Below are 17,911 nucleotides of genomic sequence, written 5' to 3' on the forward strand. Positions count from 1 at the left end.
GGCTATTGCCGCACGCCCAAGCCTTGCCCACGACCTTGCCCAAGAGGTGCACCATGACCCTGCTGACCCTGAACCCGATCAAGACCGTCCTCGACCAACTCGACCGCCTCGCCGCCTGGGGCTGGGACATTCCCCTGCGGCTGTTCCTGGCCTGGGAGTTCTTCGAATCAGGCCTGGAGAAATGGCATGGCGACAACTGGTTCGAACAGATCCACGCCAGCTTCCCCTTCCCCTTCAACCACTTCTCCGCCGGCTTCGACTGGCAGGTGTCAATGTGGGCCGAACTGATCGCACCGATCCTGCTCCTGCTCGGCTTGGCCACGCGCTTCGCTTCCGCCTCGCTGATCGTCGTCACCATCGTCGCCATCGCCGCGGTGCACTGGCCGGCGCAGTGGTCGACCTTGTCCGAGCTCGCCCAGGGCTATTCGATCACCGACCATGGCTTCGGCAACTACAAGCTGCCGCTGATCTATCTAGTCGCACTGCTACCGCTGCTGTTGAAAGGTGCAGGAGCGCTGAGTGTGGATGGGATGGTCCGCCGGTTGTATCGCTCGCACAGCTGACCCCTGCTTCGGACAAGGGGAAGGGAAAGGGAAAGGGAAAGGGAAAGGCAGGTTTGCCTTTCCCTTGTCGCTTCCGCAGCAGACGCCCCCATTACTTGCGCGCAAACAGCGACGCCAGAGGCAACTTGGTGATGGCAAAACCCAGCAATAACAGCAGCGAATAGAGCGCCAGGCTGGTGGAGATCGCTTGCCCCTCGTACCAAGCCCCGATGATCACCGCAAAGACAGGGAAAATGATGAACACAAAGGACAGGACCACAGGGCTCAGTCGTTTCAACAAGAAGAAGTAGACGAGGAAACCGCCAACCGAAGCGCACAGCCCTAGGTATGTCAGCGCCCACCAGGACCTGGCGGATATCTGCGAAAACGACGGCCGCTCTACCAGCAATCCAAAGCTGAACAGCGCCAGCCCGGCAAGGCCGATGGGCAAAGTGTTGTAGGTAATAACGCTGATCGCCGAGCCTTTCTGCTTGGTCACTACATAGCACAAGGCATGCATCAGCGCGGCCGCAAGGATGGCCAGGACGCCAATGAAACCCTGGTGTTCGAAGCCCAGTCCCTGCTCACGAAGAATCATGTACAGGCTGGCAAAGCCGATGGCGATGCCGATCACCTGGAGTGTCTGGATCCTTTCTCGCAGGAATATCGCCGAGAAGATCAGGATGAATACGGGCATGCAACTGAACAGCAGCGCTGTCAGCCCTGAGGAAACCAGGGTCTCGCCGTAGTTGAGGAGGAAGTACGGCACGCCGAAGTAGCACAACGTGACGAAAATGAAGAAGCCGCTGCTGCGTCGAGGAAAGACAATCGCGTCGCCGCGCAGCCTGGCGAATGCCAGGAACAATGGAAAGGCGATCAGGAAGCGCAGACCGGATGCCGTCAGCGGTGGCACCGTTTCAACGGCGATACTGATTCCCAGCCAGGTAGTGCCCCAACTGAGGCACACGGTCAAGAACAGCACGACCGTCACGGCACCTGCCAGCCGCCTCCTGGCAATGGTGGAGAGTTCGCGGGTAGCGCAAATAGTCATGACCAAAGCTCCTGGTTGCACCATGAATGGGTACTTTCATTAAAATTAACCCGTTCAATCTGAAGCTATTGGCCTGGAAAATGACTGTCAAAACTTATATTGACACCGTGTCAATACTCCGCAACGCACTGGAATCGGGGCGCGGCGTAAAATACAAACGCCTCGCGTCAGCCCTGGAGCAGTGCATTCTCGATGGCTCCCTCGCAGCCGGCAGCAAGCTCATTCCCCAACGCATTCTGGCCTACAAACTCAATGTCACGGTGGGCACGGTAAGCCGCGCCTACGCCGAGCTCGAGCGTATGGGCCTGGTGGTGCCAAGGGTGGGTGATGGGACCTTCGTTCGCCGGCATGGCCTGGAGCGCAAACGCGACGAGGGTTACCGCAATGTCGCTGAACCCCCGGCGTTCTGCGACATGAGCCGCAACCTGCACATTCCCGGCGCCGAGACCAGCCTGCTGGCACAGAGCCTGATGAACCTTGCACAGGATGCAAGCACGCTGGGCGAGCTGATGATCTACACGCCGGAGGTCGGCCTGCCGCGCTTCCGTGCAGCCGGGGCGAAGTGGCTTTCCAGCCATGGTTTCCGCGCTCACCCTGAGCAGGTGCTGTGCACCAACGGCAGCCAACACGCCCTGCTTTGTACGCTGATGGCGCTGCTGCGGCCCGGCGACACCCTGGTGACCGAACCTCTCACCTACCCTGGCCTGATCAGTGCAGCGCGACTGCTGGGTATTCGTCTTCTGGCGGCAACGATGGACGACGACGGATTGCTACCGCACTCGCTGGACGAACTCTGCCGACTGCACCGAGTTACTGCCCTGTATTGCACCCCTACTCTGCAGAATCCCACGACCTCCATCCTGCCCACGGAACGTCGGCAGGCCATCGTGACCATTTGCCGGGAGCACAACCTGCTGATCATCGAGGACGAAACCCATGCGGTCCTGCTGGAAGATCGGCCCGCGCCCTTGAGTCACTTCGCCCCCGAGCGAAGCATCCTGATTGGCGGTATGAGCAAGGCGGTCGCCGCCGGCCTTCGCGTCGGCTACCTGCACGCCCCCGTAGCGATGGTAAGCCGGCTGGGAGCAGCGCTGCGAGGCTCCTGCTGGATGGCTACTCCCCTACCCCTGGAGTTGGCCACCCGCTGGATCGATGACGGCACCGCGCTGAACCTCCTGCAGCAACAAGCCGCCGAGATCGCTCGCCGCAAGGCACTGGTGACGCAGTTGCTGGAAGGATTGAACTACCGAACCCATTCCAGGAGCCCGCATTTCTGGATCCAGGTGCCCGAGCCATGGCGCGCCTCGGACGTGGAAAGCGACTTGGCGGCCAAGCACTACCGCATCGCGACCGCGGAATCCTTTGCTGTCGGTCACGCCGCAGTTCCGCAGTTCGTCAGGGTCAGCATCTGCGACGGAGCGATGGATGACTCGCAGTTGTGTTTGGGATTCCAGGCGCTCTCGGTCGCTCTGGACAGTGATACAGCGTCCACGGAACGCTCATAGGCGAGAGGTTGCTCGCAAACGGGTTTCCCCGGCTGGCCTGCAGCCAGACCGGTTCGCGAGCAAGCTCGCTCCTACAGAAAAGAAAAAAGCCCGAGCACCGATGACGGCGCGCGGGCTGGGCTGGGCTGTGGATAACAAGCAGATCAGGGAATCACGAACCCCACTTCGATATTGCCGCGAGTCGCCTTGGAATACGGGCAGATCTGGTGAGCCTCATCGACCAGCTTCGCCTTGTCCTCGGCCTCCAGCCCCGGCAGGTGCACGGTGAGCTGGGCAGCCAGGGCGAAACCACCGTCGGCGGTGTTGCCCAGGGAGACCTCGGCGTCCACCGCCACATCGGCTGGCAGGCGTACGTTCAGCTTCTGCCCGGCGCGGCGCAGGGCGCCGATGAAGCAGGCGGACCAGCCAATGGCGAACAGTTGCTCGGGGTTGGTGCCGGGGCGGCCGGAACCGGGCGGGCTCAGGGGCAGATCCAAGTCACCGTCGACAGTCTGGCCGCGACCGTCGCGACCTCCGGTAGTGTGGGTGTGGGCGGTGTAGATCACGCTTGCCAGGGCATCGGTCATGACGCTTCTCCTTCAGGGCGGGCCAAGTGAGGACGACGCGGTGTGGTGCAGTTGGGGCGGGTGCCGATCACCACGCCTTGCTCTTTCAGGCTGCGCAACAGGGCGATGCCCTGCTCTTCGATCGCGGCCAGTTCGATGCCGGCGATTTCCGCCAGCGCCTTCAGGTGTTCGCGACCGGTAAGTTGCCATTGCTGCAGCGACACCAGCAGCGCATGGGCCAGCGGGGCCAGGCGCGAGAAGTGCACCTTCAGGTCCGCGCCGCGGTGTGCCAGCAGCAGTGTCGGCTCGAGCGGGGCTTGCTGCGGGATGTGCTCGGGCCCGATGTGGCTGACCGGCCAGACGTAGGCCAGCGGCAGCGCGAGGCTGGAGAGCTGCGGTACGCCATCGAGCAGGTCGCCGTCCGGATCATGGGCCGGTTCGGCCTTGTCGCTGAGCAGCAGCGCGGTCTCGATCCACTCGTAGTGGGCCAGCTCGGCCACCCAGCCGGGCTGCTCGCCGCGGCTTTCGAGGTAGTCGACGAACTCGCCGGCAACCTCCGTGAAGAGCGGCGTCTGGCAACGGAAGCCGGCGTAGAAATCCTCGGTCAGCGCTTGCCAATGCTCGTGCGCGAGGCTGGCCTGCAGCACCGGGAAATTGCCGGCCAGCAGCGATTGCAGGTTGCCGAAGAACAATTGCCGGTAGACCGCCAGGCGATGCGCCTCGATGCCGGGCGGCGGTTCATTGGCCTGCGGGTCGCGGATGAAGCGGGTCATGCGCAGTTGCTGTTCGCGCAGGGATTCAGCCATGGCGCACCTCCGGCTGGCGAACAGTGCTTTGCAGGCGGCGGATGCAGTCCACCTCGCCGAGCAATTCGGCGAGCGGCGGCAGGTTGAAGTCTCGTTCCAGCAAGGTCGGGACCGTGCCCAGATGCTGGTAGGCGCTGGCCAGCAAGGTCCAGACATCGTCCTTCACCGCTGCGCCGTGGGTGTCGACCTTCAGGTCCGGCGCCTCGTCGTAATGCCCGGCGACGTGTAGGCAGGCGACACGATCCGCCGGCACGCGGGCCAGGAAGCTGGCGGCGTCGTAGCCGTGGTTGTGGGCGTTGACGTAGAGGTTGTTGACGTCCAGCAGCAGGTCGCAGTCAGCCTCGCTCAGCACGGCGCGCAGGAAATCGATTTCGCTCAGCGCCTGATAAGGTGCTGCGTAGTAGGAGATGTTCTCCACGGCGATGCGGCGGCCGAGGATGTCCTGCACTTCACGGATGCGCCCGGCGATGTGGCGCACGGCTTCGTCGGTAAAGGGCATGGGAATCAGGTCGTAGAGATGGCCTTCGTCGGAGCAGTAACTCAGGTGCTCGCTGAACAGGGGCACGTGGTGCTGGTCGAGGAACTCGCGGACACGGTGCAGGAACACGTGGTCCAGCGGCTCCGGGCCGCCGAGGGACAGTGACAGGCCGTGGCAGGACAGCGGGAAGCGTTCGGCCAGGCGCGCCAGGCCTTCGCCATAGGAGCCGCCGACACCGATCCAGTTGTCCGGGGCGACTTCGAGGAAATCTACGGCGCGGTCGTCCATTGTCAGCAGGTCGGGCAGCAGGGCGCGGCGCAGGCCGAGGCCGGCTCCATTGAGGGATGTGGTCATGGCGGTCTCCTGGGCGAAGTGCCCTCCCCGGCCAGCGGCGCGGGGAGGTCTGCGGGGAATGTCAGTTCCTGGCCTGGCTCAGCTTGCTGTACAGGTCGGACGGGAACGGCTTGCCGTTGGAGTCGAACTGGTTCTTGCGGAACTGGTAGACCTCGGCTTCGGAGAGGTAGCCGTCGTGGTTGGCATCGATGGCATCGAACTCGGCGTTGGCCTTGGGCGCCACGGCCAGCAATTCGGCGCGGGAGACCCGGCCATCGTGGTCGGCATCGGTACGGGCGAAGGAGGCGTCACCACATTTGCCTTCACCGCACTTGCCCTCGGCGCCGGTAGCCTTGGCCTGGGCGCCGTCGGCACCGCATTTGCCTTCGCCGCATTTGCCTTCAGCCTGGCTGGCCTTGGTTTGCTTGGCGGCGCCGCACTTGCCCTCGCCACACTTGCCCTCCCCGGCCTTGGCGGCGGAAGCCAGCTGGTAGCCCTGCGGCAGGGCTTCGACGGCGAAGGCGGAAGACGCCATGTTCAGGCCGCCGGCCAGGGCAACGGCGATCAGGCCAAGCTGGGATTTCGAGAGTCGAGTCATGGTGCTTCTCCAGATGCTGTGGCGCGCTGGGCGCCGGGTCATGCCGCAAGGGCGAATCCCTGGAACGATGCTCTGGAGGGTTTTCCCTGCCGTCGCGTTGTGTCGTTCGGGTAGGGCTATTTCGCCGCAACGATGTATCGCGGGCGTATCGGCGACTGGAGGCTTTTGTATGCGTGTGTCCGCTCAGCGAGCGGCAGATACAAAGCAATACAAGCGGCGGGGATCTGGAGCGGGGAGGTTCGCGAGCAAGCTCGCTCCTACAGGCAGCCGGTCAGCCTGCAAGGCTCTTTGCAGGAGCGAGCAAGCTCGCGAACCAGCATGGCCACATCACAGAGGCGGCCGAAAAAGAAAGGGCCGCAGAGCGGCCCGATCCTACAAAGGCAGGAAGATCAGCCCGCGCGCTTGGCGGCGATGGCGGTGACTTCCACCTTCATGCCTTCGACCGCCAGCTCGGAAATGCCGACGGCGGCGCGCACCGGATAGGGCTTGGCGAAGAAGCTGCAATACACCTCGTTGAACGCGGCGCGGTCGGCCATGCTGGTGAGGTAGATGGTCAGATGCAGGACGTGGTCCAGGCCGCTGCCGGCCTTTTCCAGGGCCAGTTGCAGGCTGCGCAGGGTGGCTTCGCTCTGGGCCTTGATGTCGCCCAGTTCCAGGCTGCCGTCCTCAAGGGTGGGGATCTGCGTGGAAACCAGCAGGCCGCCGAAGCCGGCGACGTCGGAGGAGATGGATTCGGGGTCCGCGTCGGGGATGAAGGTAGGCGTCATGGGACAAATCTCTGCTGTCGATGAATGGGGCACGTCGCCGCACCAGGTGTGGCGGCCGGGTCGCGCAGCTTAGCCGTATCGCCCCGCCACGCGCCATGTCACCGTGCCCGCAGCCCCCGGAAACAGTGACATGAACAGTCCCGACGAAACTTCCGCAGCCATTGTGTCAACTCGACAAAAGTCCTGATTATTACAATTCAGGATATAGACCTTCTCATAATCCGTGATTTAAACGGCGAACTCTTTGGGCATTATGACGTCGGCTCTTCCGCGTCTGGAGCAATTCGCGGGGGAATTAAAAGCCAGTTAACTGCAACAATGCCAACGCAACTTCCTGCGATTTTCCGCCGTGGTCCATCCATGTTCGGATTCATTGTGCCTGCCTATAAAAACGTCCGGCTCTCACGCTATTAATCGAACCGGTCCTCCAAGACTCTAGGGGCAATATCCATGAAGCACCTCAAACGCAGCGCCATCGTGCTCGCTGTTTCCGCCGCCGCCAGCCAGTTCGCCAGCGCCGAATCCTTCGTCACCGATCAGGCCGATGCCAAGGGCTTCGTCGAGGACGCCAAGTTCGACGTCCTGCTGCGCAACCAGTACTACGACCACGACGGCAAGAACGGCGCAGGCGACAACCGCGACTGGACCCAGGGCTTCCTGGCGAACTTCTCCTCCGGCTACACCCAGGGCACCGTCGGCTTCGGCGTGGACGCCTTCGGCTATCTGGGCATCAAGCTCGACGCCGGCCGCGGCCGCGCGGGTACCGGCAACCTGCCGGTAGGCAACGACGGCAAGCCGGACGATGACTACGGCAAGGCCGGTGGCGCGCTGAAGGTGCGCATCTCCAAGACCGAGCTGAAATTCGGTGACATGCAGCCGACCGCTCCGGTGTTCGCCGCTGGCGGCACCCGCCTGATCCCGCAGACCGCTTCGGGCTTCAACCTGCTGAGCAGCGAGATCGAAGGCCTGGACCTGGAAGCCGGCCACTTCACTTCCGGCACCAGCCCGGTCACCACCGCTCGCGACGGCGGCCTGTGGGCAGCCTACGCCGGCGTGGAAACCAGTGACGTCGACTTCCTCGGCGGCAAGTACGCGATCAACGACAACCTGAGCGTTTCGCTGTACGGCTCCGAGTTCAAGGACATCTGGCGCCAGTACTACGGCAACGTGAACTGGGTGCTGCCGGTCGCAAATGACCAGTCGCTGGCCTTCGACTTCAACATCTACCGCACCAACGACGAAGGCCAGGCCAAGGCCGGCGAGATCAGCAACACCACCTGGTCGCTGGCAGCCGCTTACTCCTTCCTGCAGGCACACACTGTCACCCTGGCCTACCAGAAGGTGCATGGCGACACCCCGTTCGACTACGTCGGCTTCGGCGACGACGGCGACGGCGCCACCGGTGACTCGGTATTCCTCGCCAACTCCGTGCAGTACTCCGACTTCAACGGTCCGGGCGAGCGCTCCTGGCAGGTTCGCTACGACCTGGCGATGGACACCTACGGCGTACCGGGCCTGAGCTTCATGGCCCGCTACATCAACGGTACCGGCATCGACGGCAGCCACGCCGACGCGGATGGCGCCTACGCCGGTCTGTACGGTGAGGACGGCAGCCACCACGAGACCGACTTCGAAGCCAAGTATGTTGTCCAGGCCGGCCCGGCGAAGGACCTGTCCTTCCGCCTGCGCCAGGCGTTCCACCGCGCCAACGCCGACCAGGGTGAAGCCGACAACAACGAGATGCGCCTGATCGTCGAATATCCGCTGTCGATCCTGTAATCGACCCGGATATTTGCCACGATAATTGCACGGGGCAACTTTCGGATTCGTCTGAATGTTCGCCCCGTGTTCGGGTGAGATTATTACGCCCGAACAGAAAGTCTGTTCCCGGAATGACGGTTTATCCCGCGACTACAACTTTCTAGAATGACCCCATCTTCCCGCTTCCGCACTTTCCCTGCGGAAGACAACTCCTGACGTTGATATTGTGATTGCTCCTTCGACGTCCTTCGAGCCGCTCCTCTGGAGCGGCTTTTTTTATGCCCGTTAATATCGCTCGGCAAACCGCCTGAACAAAAAGTGATCGAATCGAACGGCGCGGCGGTCCAACTCTCCGACAGCGTGGTAATCCTCACGCGAACCCCGGAGGCACCTCACCATGAGCGCAATGACCCTCGAAGGCTGGTGCAAGACCACCGCCGAGCAGAAACCCACGCCGCTGGAAGACATCCGCTTCTACCTGACCGACCAGGACCGCCTGCACCTCGAACAGGCCGAGGTCTACCTGCAGGAGAACGGCCAGCGGGAAATGATGGTCGATGCCGACCTCGATACCCTCGATCTGCACATGCCCGAAGGCTATGGGCCGCTGGCGGACTGCATGTTCCGCGTGTACCTGGGCGGAGTGGAACACCGTGGGCAATTCCACCTGGTGGGCCACCGGGCCAGTGATGGCAGCCTGATCTACACCAACGCCGTGCTGATCGACCAGTTGATCAACTGACATCGCCCCCTCGCCCGCCGCAGGCCCGGCGGGCGAGCGCGTTCGTCGCTCTTGTCGCAAGCGGACATTGTGGCCGCTCAACTGCCGTGATTTCATAAAGCCACCTGCGTCCGCCTGCCGCATGTCCGGCACGCGACTCAATCCAGAACCACGCCCATCCTCCGTTGAAGAAGCTGCTATCGGATGCGAACTTCCAGTAAACCTGGGGTAAAGGAGCACGGGCGATACGACGGTCTGCTACGTCTCGCCCGTCACGCGGGTGGCGATTGCGCCGTCCTGCTCATCGACATGCACGGCCAGTTGCTCGGCCACCTCGGCATCGAGAGTGCCGTTGCCCTCTCCCTGACCACCCTGCTTTCCCTCGATGCCGCCACTCCCCTGCACCAGCACGGCCGCGAGCTGCACCTGCTCTCCAGCGAAATACTGCGCGACGAGGAAGGCTTTCCACGGGCCCGACTGCTGCTGCTGGGCAATGGCGACAGAGCGCTCAGCCAGGACCAGCACGCCCTGCTGGCGGACGTGCTGGAACTGGGCGAAGCCCTGCTCGAGCGTGCCCGCGCGCCGCTACGGGAAAGCGAGCGGCGCATGGCCCTGGCGGTTGACGGCAGCGGCACCGGGATCTGGGACCGCCACGTAACCACCGGCCAGATACATTACTCCAGCGCCTGGAAGTCACTGCTGGGCTACGCCGACGACGAAATCGGCAGTTGCATCGAGGACGCCTACACCCGCATCCACCCGGACGACCTCGACTATGTGCAAAGCGCCATGCGCGACCACTTCGAGGGCCGTACCGAATCCTATGAAGTGGAACACCGGCTGCAGCACAAGGACGGCCACTACCTCTGGGTCTGCAGCCGCGGCAAGGTGGTGGAGCGCGATGCCGCCGGCAATGCCCTGCGCATGCTCGGCACCACCACCGACATTACCGCCCTGCGCGAGGTCGCCGAACAACTGCGCGAAAGCGTGCAATTGCTCACCGACCTGACCAACGAAATCCCCGGCATGGTCTTCCAGTTCCGTCGTTTGCCTGACGGCACCGGCACCTTCCCCTACGTCAGCGCCGGCGTGCTGGACATCTATGGTGTATTGCCCGAAGAGGTTCGCAGTGACTCGAGCTTCCTGCGCCAGGTGATCCACCCGGAAGACCTGGACGCCTGCCTGGCGTCCCTGGAGAACTCCGCCCTCCAGATGCAGCCCTGGCGCCACGAGTACCGCGTGGTGATTCCCGAACGCGGAGTGTTCTGGCGGCAAGGCAATGCACACCCCAAGCGGATAGAGGATGGCAGCCTGATCTGGCACGGCTTCATCACCGACATCACCGAACGCAAGCGCATCGAAGCCGAGCTGCAACTGCTGGCGACGACCGACTACCTCACCCAGTTGCCCAACCGTGGCCACTTCATGCACCTGATAGAGGCCGAACTGGGCCGCGTGCAGCGAAGCGTGGAGCGCAGCGCGGCGATCCTGATGTGCGACATCGACCACTTCAAGGCGATCAACGACCGTTGGGGCCATGCCGTGGGTGATGAAGCGCTGCGCCACTGCGCCGGCATCCTGGCCCGGGCCATCCGTCGCGTCGACTTCGCCGGCCGCATGGGCGGGGAAGAATTCGCCGTGGTGCTGGGCGACGCCGACCTCGGCAGTGCCGAGGTGTTCGCCCAGCGCCTGCAGCAGCAACTGGCCGACCAGCCGCTGATGCATGCAGGCCAGCGCATACCGCTGACCATCAGCATCGGCGTCGCCGTCCTGGAATCCGGCGACAGTTCCGCCGAGGTCGCCCTCTCCCGCAGTGACAGCGCCTTGTACCGGGCCAAGCAGAACGGCCGTAACCGCGTCGAATGCCACTGACGGCAAACCCGCGAGGCAGAGCGCGCCGCCCGGCGCGCCTGTGGACGATCCCGCACAGCGCCATGAAAAAATGTTCAGAATTTTTCACCATTAGCGCTGCGCGTTTTAAATAATGGACTTTTCAGCACGCACAGCTATTTGAAAATATCCTTCAAATACAACAGCTTAAAATAATTGTCAGACAAGATATCGGCCATTATTTTTGACGCCCTCCGTCGAATTCGTTTGACATATTTAACGGCTCTGGCAGGCTGGTAGGCAGGTTTCGACCGGGAAACTTCGCCTTCTGTGCGCTCCCGGCAGTGCTCGAGGCCTCAGGTAGCGCGCCTTTCCGCTGCGCGCCTGCACAAAAACGATGGGCTGCAGCCCGTCCAAAGGTGACATATGTCCAACAGCAACATTGGCAACAAGAAACAGACTCTCCGAAAACCCGTCGTCCTGATGTCCATGGGCAGCCAAGAGCGCAAAGGCCACGACTATCAGGTAATGACCCACAAATACATCGTGCCCCTGGTTGAACAGTCCGATTGCGTGCCGGTACTGGTACCGACCTGCTGCGGCATCGAAGACCTCGAGCAATACCTGGACATGGCTGACGGCGTGTACCTGACCGGTGCCGGCAGCAACATCGATCCGACCCTGTATGGCCAGGAGAACGAAACTCCCGGCAAGGGCCAGGACAAGGACCGCGACAACTTCGACATCCCGCTGATCAAGGCCGCCATCGCGCGTGGCCTGCCGATCTTCGGCATCTGCCGCGGCATGCAGGAAATCAACGTGGCCCTGGGCGGCGATATCTACCAGAAGGTCTACGCCGAACCCGGCTTCAATGACCATCGCGAGAATCCCGAAGACCCGGTCGACGTGCAGTACAGCCCGGCCCACGGCGTTCGCCCGAAAGCGGGCAGCTGGTTGCAGCAACTGCTGGGTGACGAGATCCGCGTCAACTCGCTGCATGGCCAGGGCCTGAAGAACCTGGGCAAGGGCATCGAAGCCATCGCCCACGCCGAAGACGGCCTGGTCGAGGCGATCCATGCGCCGACCCTTTCCTCCTTCCTCTTCGCGGTGCAGTGGCACCCGGAATGGCAGGCGGCGAAGAACCCCGACTCGGTGAAGATCTTCCAGGCTTTCGGCGATGCTTGCCGTCAGCAGGTGAAGAAGAAGCAGGCGCGCCAGCTGGCTGCCTGATTCGCTTCCCGCGTCATGAAAAAGCCCGGCCTTGTGCCGGGCTTTTTCTTTGGCGATCCCGACTGCAGCATACCCGCTCATTGATGGGTATCGCGTCGCTCCACACCATCCTGCGGCCGGTTCCACCGGCCATGAGGGAGCGAGGTCGTAGTATGGGTGGAGCCTGGGCGATACCCATGCGGAAAACGTCATCAGCCGCGCGAATGGCACACCCTGCACGCCCTTGAGGGCGCCTCGGGCTAACCTTGGCGGTCAGCGATTACGCTTGACCGACCAAGGAACAGCCATGAGCAACGACCTTTTCTCCCTCACCGGCAAGACCGTGCTGGTCACCGGTGCCTCCAGCGGTATCGGCGCCCATCTGGCGCGCGTGGCTGCGCAGGCTGGCGCCCGCGTGGTGCTCGCAGCGCGGCGCACCGAGCGGTTGGCGCAGCTTGCACAAGCCATTCAAGCCGAGGGCGGCGAGGCACACGCCGTGGCACTGGACGTGACCGATCGCGCCAGTGTCGAGGCGGCGTTCGACAGCGCCGAGGCGCAGTTCGGCGTGGTCGACGTGGTGCTGAACAATGCCGGCATCGGCAACGGCCAACGCGCTCTGGAAGTCAGCGAAGAAGACTGGCGCGCCATGCTCTCCACCAACCTCGACGGCGTCTGGCGCGTCGCCCAGTGCGCAGCGCAACGCCTGGCCAAGGCAGGCCGCGGCGGTAGCATCGTCAACATCGCCTCGATCCTCGGCCTGCGCGTGGGCGGCGGCTACAGCCACTACTGCGCGGCCAAGGCCGGCGTGGTGCAACTGAGCAAATCCCTGGCGCTGGAACTGGCGCGCTTCAACGTGCGGGTCAACGCCATCGCGCCGGGCTACTTCAAGACCGAGATGAACGACGCCTTCTTCGACAGCGACAAGGGCCAGGCCTACATCCGCGACACGGTGCCCATGCGCCGCCTGGGCCAACTCAAGGAACTGGAAGGTCCCTTCCTGCTGCTGGCCAGCGAGGCCGGCGCTTTCATGACCGGCGCAGTGCTGGCCGTGGACGGCGGGCATCTGGTGAGCAGCCTGTAGCTACTCCCCCAGCTCGCGAAGGCGCAGCTCGAGGAAGCGCCGCTCCGGCTCCAGCTTCGCCAGTGCCAGGGCGCGCGCGTAGGCTTCGCGTGCTTGCGCGCGGCGATCCAGTCGGCGCAGGAAGTCAGCGCGGGCGGCGTGGGCCAGGTGATAGTCCTGCAGCTCGCCACCGCCCAGGATGGCATCCACCTGGACCAACCCTGCTTCGGGCCCGTCGCGCATGGCCAGGGCCACGGCGCGGTTGAGCTCGATCACCGGCGAGGGCTGCATGGCCAGCAGGAGGTCGTAGAGGCCGACGATTTCCGTCCAGTCGGTGGAGGCCATGTCGGGAGCCGCAGCATGCACAGCGGAGATGGCCGCTTGCAGCGTGTAAGGGCCGACGCGGCGGGTCCGCAGCGCGGCACTGATCAGTTGCTGGCCCTCCTCGATCAGCGCGCGATCCCAGCGCGCGCGATCCTGGTTCTCCAACAGCACCAGCTCGCCATCCTCGGCAGTGCGTGCCTCACGTCGGGACTCGTGCAGCAGCATCAGCGCCAGCAGCCCCATCACTTCCGCCTCCGGCAGCAACTCCAGCAGTTGCCGGCCCAGGCGGATGGCTTCGGCGGACAGGTCGGTGCGCGTCAGCGAGTCGCCGGCCGAGGCCGAATAGCCTTCGTTGAACACCAGGTAGATGACCCGCAGCACGCTGGCCAGGCGCTCCGGCAGCTCCGCCGCCTCAGGCACCTGGTAGGGAATCTGCGCATCGCGGATTTTCGCCTTGGCGCGCACGATACGCTGGGCGATGGTCGAGGGCGTGGCGAGGTAGGCGCGGGCGATTTCCTCGGTCTTCAGGTCGCAGACCTCGCGCAGGGTCAGCGGTACCTGCGAGTCCGCCGGCAGCGCCGGGTGGCAGCAGGTGAAGATCAGCCGCAGGCGGTCGTCCTCGACGCTTTCGTCGGCCTGTTCCTCTACCGATTGCGTGTCGATTTCCAGTTGTTCCGCGATCTGCGCCAGGGAGGCATCGAAGCGCGAACGGCGGCGCAGGCCGTCGATGGCCTTGAAGCGCCCGGCGGAGACCAGCCAGGCGCGCGGGTTGGCCGGCACGCCGTCGCGCCGCCACTGGTCCACGGCGGCGACGAAGGCTTCATGCAGCGCTTCTTCGGCCAGGTCGAAATCGCCCAGCAGGCGGATCAGCGTGGCCAGCACCCGACGCGACTCGCGACGGTAGATGTCGTCCACCACGTCGCGCAGGGGCTGGGGAGCGTACTCGTGCATGGGCCGAAGATCCTTGGCGGAAATTGAGTCGTCCTATCCTGCACGGGTTTTCGCCGGGGTGGGAGGTGACCGGACGGGTGTGCGGTGGGAGAGCGTTGCGGGGTGTTTCTTTGTCGCCGGCCACGTACCGGGCCGATGGGGGCATCGAAGGAGCGAGCTTGCTCGCGAACCTCGCCGGGCAAGCATGGCATCAGGCGGTTCGCGAGCAAGCTCGCTCCTGCAAGGGCAGGGCCGAATCAGGGCTTGGCATCGAACAGCAACTGCCCCGTGGCCGGATCGAAGGGAATGGAGAAGTGCTCGTGGGCGATCTTCCACTGCCCCGCCTCGCGGCGCAGGCCGACCGTCACCCGCGCCCAGGAGGCGTTGTGCTGGCCCTTGTCGTCGGTGCCGCCACAGTAGGCGAGGTAGTGCCCGAAGGCCGTCTCGCCACCACTCTCGAAGCTCAGCTGGTGAATCTCGAAAGTGGGCTCCTTGCATATCTGCGTGCAGTCGCGCCAATGGCTGGCGTAGGCCTCGACGCCCTGGAATTGCAGTTGCTTCACCGCATCGAAGGCGAGGATGTCACGGGTGTAATGGCGGGTGATGCCTTCCACGTCGGAGGCGCGGACAGCTTTCAGCCAGCTCTCCAGCAGCGCGTGAAGTTCGGCGTGGGCGGCGTTCTTTTCAGCGGCATTCATGGGGTGTCTCCTGCTCAGGCATCAGGACCCGCAGCAGCTGTGCGGCTGCGGGGCTTCGGCGTATTCGTCGTGGAAGTGCGTCCAGTTCATGCCCTTGCCCTGGTAGTCGGGCATGCCGCCCCAGCCTTCGCCACGCCCCAGCGGGGTGAGGTCGAGCAGGTGGTAGGTGAACAGCGGCGCTTCCAGCCCGCGGCCGTAGGTCGAGTAACTGTGGAATATCTGCTCGCCTTCGCGCAGGAACACGCTCATGCCCGGCTGCTCGCCGCGCACGTGGTAATCCTGGCCCAGGCTCTCCAGTTCCGCCTTGTCGCGGTAGTTGTATTCGACCGGTGCGACGGACTCGTCGACGCTGACGTGGAAGTCATAGTTGAAGTCGCTGCCAAAGGACGAATACCAGGGGAACTGCCAGCCCATGCGGGCGCGGAAAGGCGCGATCTCTTCCAGCGGCGCGCGGGACACCATGGCGAAGGTGGTGCCGCGGGCGTGCAGGTGCTCCAGGCGGCCCAGATTGTCGATCAGGTAGGAGCAGCCCTCGCAGCCCAGCCCCGTGTCGCGGTGGAACATGAAGTGGTAGACGATCAGCTGCGGCCGCCCTTCGAACAGGTCGAGCAGGCGCAACGGGCCGTGCGGGCCTTCGAAGCGGTAGTCCTTGTCGATTTGCACCACCGGCAGTTCGCGGCGCTGGGCGTTGAGCGCGTCGCGAGCGTGGGTGGCGGCCTTTTCCTGTTCCAGCAGGCGAATCCGCGCCTGGCGCCAGGCAGCCTGGGAAACAACGCGGGGAAATTCCTGATTGGCCAGTTTCATGTTGCACGCTCCTGGGGACGCTCCTGAGAAAGCCCCCGTTGCTCGTTGGGCCGGCCGCGGCGCTTGCCGCGCAGGCGGGTGACGGCGAATACGCTGACGCCGCCGGCGGAAAGGACACTGGTCACGGCCAGCGTCAGGGTCGATACGCACAGAGGGCACATGGCTCGCCTCCTTCAGGTTGCGGCTTGCATCAGCCCTTCTCGGCCAGCACTTTGAGGTTGGCCAGGCCCGCCTCGAAGTCCTTGCCGACCATGCGGTCCACATCGATGAACAGGTGCATGATCTTCGCCACGAAGGGTACCGGGCCGAACATCGCCCAGGTCACTTCGGTGCCGCCGTCGCGCGGCACCAGGGTGAACTCGGCGATGTTGCTGGCCTTGAATGGCTTGAGGAAGTCCAGGGCAAGGGTGGTGCGGCTGCCGGGATCGTTCTCGACGATCTCCATTCGCCCAGCCCCGGCCTTGCTGTTGCCGGCCCAGGCGTACACCGCGCCGCGGCCCTTTTCAGCGCCGGAGAAGGTGCGCTGCATGTCGGGATCGAGCTTTTCGTACGGAGACCACTGCCGCCACTGATGGAAGTCCTCGATATAGCCCTGCACCCTCTCCGGCGGCGCCTGGATGCGCAGGGAGCGCTCCACGCGGAAGGTGCCCGGTCGATTCGCCGCCAGCACCAGGACCACCGCCACAGCCAGTACCACCACCAACGCAATCCACTTCAGCATCACATCCTCCTGACGTTGCCATCACTTGAAGAACCGGGCCTCAGCGCCCGGCGAAGTATCGGTCCCAATCGCGCACCGGGCGGACCTCCACGGCACCGAGGCGGCCGCTGGGTATCCGCTGGGCGATCTGCAGCGCCTCGTTGAGGTCACGGGCGTCGATCAGCACGAAGCCGCCCAGGTACTCGCGGGTCTCGGCGAAGGGCCCGTCGGTGATCGACAGCCCCGCCGGCCCGTGACGCAGCGTAGTGGCGGTTTCCACCGTTTCCAGCGCCTCGGAGGCCAGCACCCGGCCGGCGCGACGCTGGTACTCGTCGTTGGCGAAACACTCGTCCATCAGCCGGCGGTATTGCCCGTCGGACAGGCTGGAGAGTCGCTGGTCATCCACGTAGATCAGGCAGAGGTACTTCATGGTCGTCTCCCCAGGCAATGCGCTTGCAGTTACCTCATAGTCGAAGCGCGCGAGCTGGATTCGACAGCCGGGCAGAAATTTTTTGCGCGATGCCGGACGGTGCACGTCGGATGCACCAGCGCAAGGCTCTGCCACGGCAGTTGCGCCGCCCGTCAGGTGGCCTGTCAGGCGTGCTCAAGCGCTTTCAGATTCGTCTCAGAGAGTTTCGAGCGCCACGAAGGGAAGATGGCCATGGGAAAAACCCTGACCATGGAGCTCAAGAGAATGAAACTTCACGCAACCGCCCTGGCTGTCGCAGCCACCTTCGCTGTGCCGGGCTTTGCTTTCGCCGCCAACACCATCAACTTCAGCGGTGAAGTCACCGACCAGACCTGTTCGGCTGTCGTCGACGGCAACACCGACCCGACCGTGATCCTCGACAGCGTTCCGGTCAGCGCCCTGAACGGCACCGTCGGCCAGACCACCGGCGAAACCAGCTTCACCCTGCAGCTGACCGGTTGCGCCGCGCCCAGCGGTGCCGACGAGCACTTCAGCACGCTGTTCCAGGCGACCAACGCCACCGCCTCCGGCAACCTCACCAACACCGCCTCTGGCGGCGCCACCGGTGTGGCCCTGCAACTGCTCGACGCCCCGGCCGGCAACCCGGTGAACCTGGCTGGCGGCGCGGCCGTGGCAGCCGGTGACATCGTCCTGGCCGATGGCGAGACCAGCGCCAGCTACGACTACGCCGTGCAGTACATCTCCGAAGCGACCACCGTGACTCCCGGCCCGGTACTCGGCTCGGTGACCTACACCCTGCGTTACGAGTGATATCCGCGG

20 protein-coding genes are annotated in these 17,911 nt (G+C 64.1%); 8 read left to right on the top strand and 12 right to left on the bottom strand.

Translation table 11 applies throughout. The features are described 5' to 3' along the window. Window positions 1-53: 53 nt before the first annotated feature. Window positions 54-563, top strand: coding sequence for a DoxX family protein (locus A6723_RS21590; RefSeq protein ID WP_054910559.1), 510 nt, complete (start codon window positions 54-56; stop codon window positions 561-563). Window positions 564-654: 91 nt separating this feature from the next. Here the strand turns inward: A6723_RS21590 and A6723_RS21595 are convergent, their stop codons facing one another. Further along, entirely contained in the window at window positions 655-1,593 is a 939-nt protein-coding gene (locus A6723_RS21595; protein ID WP_054910560.1) for a DMT family transporter, read from the bottom strand. Between the two features lie 80 nt (window positions 1,594-1,673). Between A6723_RS21595 and A6723_RS21600 the strand changes: the two genes are divergently transcribed. Further along, the gene (locus A6723_RS21600; protein WP_054910565.1) at window positions 1,674-3,098 is read left to right on the top strand and encodes a PLP-dependent aminotransferase family protein; all 1,425 of its coding nucleotides are present in this window, start codon (window positions 1,674-1,676) and stop codon (window positions 3,096-3,098) included. 143 nt (window positions 3,099-3,241) lie between these two features. Here the strand turns inward: A6723_RS21600 and A6723_RS21605 are convergent, their stop codons facing one another. From A6723_RS21605 to A6723_RS21625, 5 genes are all read right to left on the bottom strand, one after another. After that, window positions 3,242-3,664, bottom strand: a complete 423-nt coding sequence (locus tag A6723_RS21605) for an organic hydroperoxide resistance protein (protein WP_054910561.1) — start codon at window positions 3,662-3,664, stop codon at window positions 3,242-3,244. After that, window positions 3,661-4,449: a DUF2063 domain-containing protein gene (locus A6723_RS21610; protein ID WP_054910562.1), complete on the bottom strand. Its 789-nt coding sequence runs from the start codon at window positions 4,447-4,449 to the stop codon at window positions 3,661-3,663. Before A6723_RS21610 ends, A6723_RS21605 begins: the two co-directional genes overlap by 4 nt. Further along, a complete protein-coding gene (locus A6723_RS21615) occupies window positions 4,442-5,281 on the bottom strand; it encodes a DUF692 domain-containing protein (protein ID WP_064979857.1) in 840 nt (279 codons plus the stop codon). Before A6723_RS21615 ends, A6723_RS21610 begins: the two co-directional genes overlap by 8 nt. Before the next feature lie 61 nt (window positions 5,282-5,342). After that, on the bottom strand, window positions 5,343-5,858 hold the full coding sequence (locus tag A6723_RS21620) for a hypothetical protein (protein WP_054906526.1): 516 nt from the start codon (window positions 5,856-5,858) through the stop codon (window positions 5,343-5,345). A 389-nt stretch (window positions 5,859-6,247) separates the two neighbouring features. After that, window positions 6,248-6,625 carry a RidA family protein gene (locus tag A6723_RS21625; protein ID WP_054906527.1) on the bottom strand — a complete coding sequence of 126 codons (378 nt, stop codon included), beginning with the start codon at window positions 6,623-6,625 and terminating at the stop codon, window positions 6,248-6,250. Window positions 6,626-7,075: 450 nt separating this feature from the next. Between A6723_RS21625 and A6723_RS21630 the strand changes: the two genes are divergently transcribed. From A6723_RS21630 to A6723_RS21650, 5 genes are all read left to right on the top strand, one after another. Beyond that, a complete protein-coding gene (locus A6723_RS21630; protein WP_054906528.1) occupies window positions 7,076-8,404 on the top strand; it encodes an OprD family porin in 1,329 nt (442 codons plus the stop codon). Window positions 8,405-8,783: 379 nt separating this feature from the next. After that, entirely contained in the window at window positions 8,784-9,128 is a 345-nt protein-coding gene (locus A6723_RS21635) for a hypothetical protein (RefSeq protein ID WP_037008260.1), read from the top strand. A gap of 183 nt (window positions 9,129-9,311) precedes the next feature. Next, window positions 9,312-10,979, top strand: coding sequence for a sensor domain-containing diguanylate cyclase (locus tag A6723_RS21640; protein WP_054906529.1), 1,668 nt, complete (start codon window positions 9,312-9,314; stop codon window positions 10,977-10,979). Between the two features lie 384 nt (window positions 10,980-11,363). Next, on the top strand, window positions 11,364-12,167 hold the full coding sequence (locus A6723_RS21645; RefSeq protein ID WP_024767552.1) for a gamma-glutamyl-gamma-aminobutyrate hydrolase family protein: 804 nt from the start codon (window positions 11,364-11,366) through the stop codon (window positions 12,165-12,167). A 286-nt stretch (window positions 12,168-12,453) separates the two neighbouring features. Beyond that, complete coding sequence (locus A6723_RS21650; RefSeq protein WP_054906530.1) at window positions 12,454-13,227, top strand: SDR family NAD(P)-dependent oxidoreductase; 774 nt, start codon at window positions 12,454-12,456, stop codon at window positions 13,225-13,227. Here A6723_RS21650 and A6723_RS21655 read toward each other — a convergent pair whose 3' ends face one another. From A6723_RS21655 to A6723_RS21675, 6 genes are all read right to left on the bottom strand, one after another. Next, on the bottom strand, window positions 13,228-14,481 hold the full coding sequence (locus A6723_RS21655; protein WP_082450417.1) for an RNA polymerase sigma factor: 1,254 nt from the start codon (window positions 14,479-14,481) through the stop codon (window positions 13,228-13,230). A gap of 236 nt (window positions 14,482-14,717) precedes the next feature. Then, window positions 14,718-15,158: a nuclear transport factor 2 family protein gene (locus A6723_RS21660; RefSeq protein ID WP_054906531.1), complete on the bottom strand. Its 441-nt coding sequence runs from the start codon at window positions 15,156-15,158 to the stop codon at window positions 14,718-14,720. A gap of 21 nt (window positions 15,159-15,179) precedes the next feature. Further along, window positions 15,180-15,962 (bottom strand): DUF899 domain-containing protein, encoded by a 783-nt coding sequence (locus A6723_RS21665; protein ID WP_054906532.1) that lies wholly within the window; start codon window positions 15,960-15,962, stop codon window positions 15,180-15,182. Next, window positions 15,959-16,123 (bottom strand): hypothetical protein, encoded by a 165-nt coding sequence (locus tag A6723_RS32190; RefSeq protein ID WP_156356583.1) that lies wholly within the window; start codon window positions 16,121-16,123, stop codon window positions 15,959-15,961. The genes A6723_RS21665 and A6723_RS32190 overlap by 4 nt, the downstream gene beginning before the upstream one ends. 29 nt (window positions 16,124-16,152) lie before the next feature. Continuing rightward, the gene (locus A6723_RS21670; protein WP_054906533.1) at window positions 16,153-16,683 is read right to left on the bottom strand and encodes an SRPBCC family protein; all 531 of its coding nucleotides are present in this window, start codon (window positions 16,681-16,683) and stop codon (window positions 16,153-16,155) included. A 40-nt stretch (window positions 16,684-16,723) separates the two neighbouring features. Next, on the bottom strand, window positions 16,724-17,092 hold the full coding sequence (locus A6723_RS21675; protein WP_054906534.1) for a YciI family protein: 369 nt from the start codon (window positions 17,090-17,092) through the stop codon (window positions 16,724-16,726). Window positions 17,093-17,356: 264 nt separating this feature from the next. Between A6723_RS21675 and A6723_RS21680 the strand changes: the two genes are divergently transcribed. Further along, window positions 17,357-17,902, top strand: a complete 546-nt coding sequence (locus tag A6723_RS21680; RefSeq protein WP_054906535.1) for a fimbrial protein — start codon at window positions 17,357-17,359, stop codon at window positions 17,900-17,902. The last annotated feature ends 9 nt before the right edge of the window (window positions 17,903-17,911 follow it).

It is taken from the genome of Pseudomonas sp. AU11447 (assembly GCF_001672555.2).
Lineage (GTDB): Bacteria > Pseudomonadota > Gammaproteobacteria > Pseudomonadales > Pseudomonadaceae > Pseudomonas > Pseudomonas nitroreducens.